5 protein-coding genes are annotated in these 5,124 nt (G+C 64.5%); 1 reads left to right on the top strand and 4 read right to left on the bottom strand.

The genetic code is table 11. The features are described from left to right. Nucleotides 1–220: 220 nt before the first annotated feature. Nucleotides 221–610 (top strand): hypothetical protein, encoded by a 390-nt coding sequence (locus A7X12_RS26435; protein WP_232318599.1) that lies wholly within the window; start codon nt 221–223, stop codon nt 608–610. Nucleotides 611–899: 289 nt separating this feature from the next. Here the strand turns inward: A7X12_RS26435 and A7X12_RS19350 are convergent, their stop codons facing one another. From A7X12_RS19350 to A7X12_RS19335, 4 genes are all read right to left on the bottom strand, one after another. Then, complete coding sequence (locus A7X12_RS19350) at nt 900–1,481, bottom strand: hypothetical protein (protein WP_064313107.1); 582 nt, start codon at nt 1,479–1,481, stop codon at nt 900–902. A gap of 155 nt (nt 1,482–1,636) precedes the next feature. Beyond that, nucleotides 1,637–2,698 (bottom strand): BsuBI/PstI family type II restriction endonuclease, encoded by a 1,062-nt coding sequence (locus A7X12_RS19345; RefSeq protein WP_064313106.1) that lies wholly within the window; start codon nt 2,696–2,698, stop codon nt 1,637–1,639. Further along, nucleotides 2,695–4,476 (bottom strand): Eco57I restriction-modification methylase domain-containing protein, encoded by a 1,782-nt coding sequence (locus A7X12_RS19340; protein WP_232318598.1) that lies wholly within the window; start codon nt 4,474–4,476, stop codon nt 2,695–2,697. The genes A7X12_RS19345 and A7X12_RS19340 overlap by 4 nt, the downstream gene beginning before the upstream one ends. Continuing rightward, on the bottom strand, nt 4,473–5,048 hold the full coding sequence (locus A7X12_RS19335; protein WP_064313104.1) for a recombinase family protein: 576 nt from the start codon (nt 5,046–5,048) through the stop codon (nt 4,473–4,475). Before A7X12_RS19335 ends, A7X12_RS19340 begins: the two co-directional genes overlap by 4 nt. Nucleotides 5,049–5,124 lie beyond the last annotated feature (76 nt).

Below are 5,124 nucleotides of genomic sequence, written 5' to 3'. Positions count from 1 at the left end.
CCATTTAGCGCGAGCGTTTACAGGCGGGGCGCTGTCGTAAAAACCTGCTGCAAAAAGGTAGCGTAGGACCACCGAGCTAAGAATCAAAAAGGCCCGCCAGAGGCGGGCCTTGAGGCTCCTTTGACGATGAGGGGGGGCTTGCGCCCGCGTTCTCAAAGCCGGAGATGCCGATATAGCGATGTTGACGGCATCGTCAACTTTCTGCTGACAGGATTCAACGTTGCCCTTCACCCTCGACCAACTCCACGAGTTGCCGATCGTTATCTCCGCTCCCCGCTTCGCAACCTACCTGCAGGCGATGGGCAATGATCGGGAACGAGCACTGGAGATGTACGAGTGGAACCTGGACCTCTCCGCTGCTCTGATCGTCCCGCTGCAGGTCTGCGAGGTCGCGATGCGGAACGGCATCGCGGAAGCAATCGAAGCCGTGCACGGAGCAAACTGGCCGTGGAACAACGGCTTCATCCGCAGCCTTCCGCAACCCAAGCGGCAGACCGACTACAATCCGGCTTCAGACCTGATGCGCTGCGCTGCTCCCAACAACAGGCAAGATTATTGCCGAACTGAAGTTCGCCTTCTGGGAGAAGATTTTTACCGCTGGCCAGGATAGCCGCATCTGGAACGCCCATTTTCGTGCCTGCTTCCCTGGCGCACCGGCCGCGCAAACCATCGCACAATGCCGCGTCGTCGCTCACACCGATTTGCGCATCATACGACGGCTCCGAAACCGGATCGCGCACCATGAGCCGATCTTCACCCGGAATATCGCTGACGATTACCAGCGCATCCACGACATGATCGCCTGGCGTAGCCAGACCGCTGCCGCCTGGATGGACAACAAGCAATCGGTTCTCGCGCTGCTGCCTCGCCGACCATAGCTGCTCGCTCCTCAACGCGGCTTAAAAGCCGCGGTTGATGAGGCGTTGCACCTTCTCCATTTCCCTGGCGGCCCGCATCATTGGACTGTCCTGCAGTTCACGCATCAAACGCACCGTTGGGTTGTTCTGAAGCTCCTCGATGGCGCGCATCGTGGGGCTGTTCCGAAACTCCTCGATCGCTCGCAAGGCCGGGCTTTCCTGGTAGCGACGGGCCGCCTCCTGAGCCGCCCGCATACCCGGGCTGTTCATCATCTCCTGGGCGGCGCGGAAACCTGGCCCCAGCGCCTCCTGCATCTTCCGGTGTGCTTCCACGATGTTGCGGCCCGTGCGGGGCGAGTAGGGCGCGCTCACGCGGTGTGCCGGCATCGATGCGGCTGCACGCCTGGCCTGAGCCTCCACCATATACTCGGCCTTGCCGGCCTTCCACTTCACCTGCAGCCGCCGAATGTTCGACGGCTCGGGCTTATCGAGAGCACGCCGGATCGCGGTCGTTGGCCGAAGCGACGGGTTCGCCACGATCATGTCCGCGACCTTCTTGAGGGTGGGACCGTCGTCCAGGCCGGTGCCAACCGGCCGGCCACGGCTCCGCTTGTTGCTATTCATGGTTCATCCTTTCGTTTGCTGCGCAGCAAGATGACCGCGAAATTGGCAAGTTCAAGCGATAAGAAATCAAGATAAATAGCGAGGATAAATAGGGATGATAATTGGCATGACTGCAGCGACAGCGAGGATAATTCCCAACATTATCCTCGCTGCCGCTACGGTCGGCCGCGCAGACTCTCTCGTGCCTCGCTGAAAACCACCAACCGCTCGGGCTCTGCCGCAAACCAGGCGTAGCTACCCCATGCAAGGCTATCGACCGTCTTCTTGAACGGTCCGGCGCTACGGTCGAGATAGGCGGTCACGAACGCGACATGCTCAGCCGGGAAGCCGGCTTCGGCGACAAGCTCCTCCAGCGCGTCCTTGCGACGCTGACTGATTGGTCCATCGGTCGCGACCACCTCTACGAACACCAGCAGCGGATGCACCGGCCCAAGGTCGACTAGGATCGTGTCGGGCAGGTTCTTGTCGGCCTGGATCGCGAGGCCAATCGATCGCGCTAGCGCATCGTCGCGCGCGACCACCTTGTTCCCGCTCTCGCTGAGGAACACCACGGCAGGGGCGGTGAGAAAGGCGGGCGCAAACACCTCCACCACTGCCTTGGTGATTTCGGAACTCGGCCCCGGCTTCATTCGGCGCGTCTCCCCATTGGGGAAGGTGACAAGCACCTGGTCCGCGCTGGCGCCCGCGCCCTGGCGCACAATCGCCAATCGGGCGAGCGCGCCCTTGTTCAGCGCTTCAGCCTGCCACGTCGCAATGCGAGCCTGCAGCGCCTCGCCGGTGAGGGCAGGATCGAACAATGCGGCAAAGCTCGCCTTCAGAGCGTAGCGCGGCTTGCTCGATGTGGTGGGAAGGTCCGTGCGCTCAATCACGGCACCGATTGCCACCAGCCCCTCGCGCAAGGTCTCGTCGCGGATCGGCTCACGGGTGTTGTCTTGATACCAGCGCCGACCCTCGGTCTGGCTGCCAGTACGTAAGACCCCTGTCGCATAGGCGCTGCGGCTCGCATCATCGACAAGAACCGCCTGCTCGTCGGTCATGCGATAGACGTGCTTGGGACCAAGCATCGTCCCGCTGCCCTCGATCGCGTCGATATAGAGCGCGACGAACACCGTGCTCGCAGCCAGCATCCGGGTCAGATAGGCGCGGTTGGGCGCGCCATCGGGGAAGATCTCCTGCAGGCGGGCGTGAACGTCATCGCGGGTCAGCATCGGCATCATGGCGCAACCTGCCCATAAAGCCGCGCGAGTTCGTCCTCGATCTCGGCACTGCAGGCTCCGCGGCCAACCAGCGCCTCCACCTGTCTCATCGCCGCAGGAGAGGGCAGGGGCAGCGCCTCCATCTCAAACGCCGACACGGCAACGCTACCGTTGATGCAGCGGAAGAGCTGGTCAACGATCCGGCTGTTCAGCACCGCCGCAACCGTCGCTGGCGATACGGCAGGACGTGCGACCGGGCGGACCATGTTCAGATGGTTCTCGACCACCACACCGCCGTGCTGGGCAATGAAGTCAGCCGGCAACTCGGCCGCGATCAGCCGACGTGCCTGCTCCTTGGAGGTGGTGCGCTGAACGAGGACGCACGCCTCCTCGACCAATAGCCAGGCGTCGCCACGCTCGATCTTGAAATAGGGCGCGTGATTGCGCTTCTCGGCTCGGAACGCGAACCGGCCGTCAGCAGACACGGCTTCGGCCCATATGAGCGGATGCACGCCGCGGGCAGAGCGCTGCCGCATCTGGTCCTTATAGCGGTTCCACACCAAGGGACCGGTGGACACGCTGTAGCCCCAATCGGCAAGCCGCGCCGGCATGGCCTCCGCCTTGGCGATCAGGGCACTGTGGCGCGGCTCACGCGGCGCAAGCCAAGGTTGCGATGCGGGGGAGGGGAGCCCGATCGTGCCGTTGCGGATAAGGCGTGCCTCGCGCTCGCTCGTAACCTCGACATAATGGACCTGAGCGCGCCCGGGCTTGGCGCCGCGGCGATAGGCGGCCAGCAACGTCTCCTGCAGCACGTCCTCGAACACGCCGCGACGGGCATGAACGAAGTCGATTGCGGCCGGGGGAGCCTCCTTCGCCATCAGCTCGCGCAGCGCGGAATAGTAATGGCCGGACAGGAAACTGGTGGGGGTGAGATAGGCGATCGTGCCACCCTTCTTGGTCCAGCGCACGGCAATGTCGGTGAAGACGCCATAGAGGTTGGCGTGGCCGTAGAGGCCGCGCGCGAAGCGTTGGCGCTGCGCCGGAGTGAGGGTGACGCGCCCATAGGGCGGGTTACCAATCACCAGGTCAAAGCGGGCGCTAGGCGCCTCCTCCAGCGTGTCGGCTACGCGCACGACAGTCGGCGCGGGGCGACCTGCAGCCGAAGTCACGTCCGCCAGCAACAGCTCGATCGCGTTCTGCCCGAAGCCGGCGGCATATGGGTCCAGCTCCAGCCCGACCAGGCGCGTGCCGATCTGCCGTAGCACGAACGCCGGCTCGGCTTCGGGAAGCGCGGCAATCATCCGTTCGGCTGCAGGCAACAGGAACGCGCCCCCGCCGCTCGCCGGGTCCAGCACGCGAGCGCGGGTCCAGTCGATCCCCTGTTCCTCGGCCATGTCGAGCAAGCGGTTCGCTAGCGCCGGCGGGGTGTAGAACGCCCCCAATGCCCCACGCTCCCGTGCGGCCAGCAAGGTCGTGTAGAGGCCCGTCAGGAAATAGACGGCCTCGGTGATCGGCAGCGGTGCAGCCTCGCGGCCCACCACCTGCGCCAGCTCGGCAACGGCACGGTCGAGCCGGCCATAAGGCTTGGCGAAAGGCGCGCTGAGGCTCGCATGGGGTCGGGCTTCAGCGCTGTAAGTCTCGATTGCGACGCGGGTGAACAGCGCCGCCATGTCGCGACGCTTAGGCTCGGGAAGCGTCTCCGCCCACGCCCGCGCGAGCTGACGCGCGCGGGCTAACTCGTACCGTTGGGCTTCAAGGTCTGCAGGCAGGTCACGCGGAAGGGCCGGGGCAAGGCTCACGCGGCGATCGATCGGTTGCGATAATCGCGCAGGACGCGCTGCACCGTCGATCGCGACACGCGGAAGAGGCTGGCAAGCTGCGCCGGCGAACCCTGGCCGGATTCCGCCTTGGCGATGATCTCGGCCCGCTGCTGGCCGGTGAGGCTCGGACGGCGCCCAAGATGCCGGCCGGCTTTCCGCGCGTGCACCAGCCCGTTCATGGTCCGCTCGCGGATCATGGCGCGCTCGAACTCAGCGAAGGCACCCAAGGTCTGGGTCATAAGCCGGCCTGCTGGCGTCGTCGTGTCCACGGCCTCCGTCATCGATCGGAAGCCAGCACCTGCAGCCGTAATCGCCTCCAGCGTGAACAGAAGATCCCGCAGCGAGCGCGACAACCGATCAAGTTTCCACACCACCAGCACGTCGCCGGGCTTCAACGCACCGATCGCGCGTGCCAGCTCAGGGCGATCGGCCTGGCCACCCGATGCCTCCTCCCGAAACACCGGATCGCATCCCGCCGCGGCGAGCGCGGCGAGTTGGGCATTTAGGTCCTGATGGTCGCCGCGAGACACCCGCGCATAGCCGATTTGCATCGTGGCGTTCTGACACGGGATTCTGACACCTGTAAACCCATGTGTAAACGCTCGCGCCTGTCTCTTATACACATCT

This window comes from Sphingomonas sp. TDK1 (assembly GCF_001650735.1).
GTDB lineage: Bacteria > Pseudomonadota > Alphaproteobacteria > Sphingomonadales > Sphingomonadaceae > Sphingomonas.
Note: the sequence above shows the minus strand (reverse complement) of the source record. Positions and strands in the feature narration are given on the sequence as shown.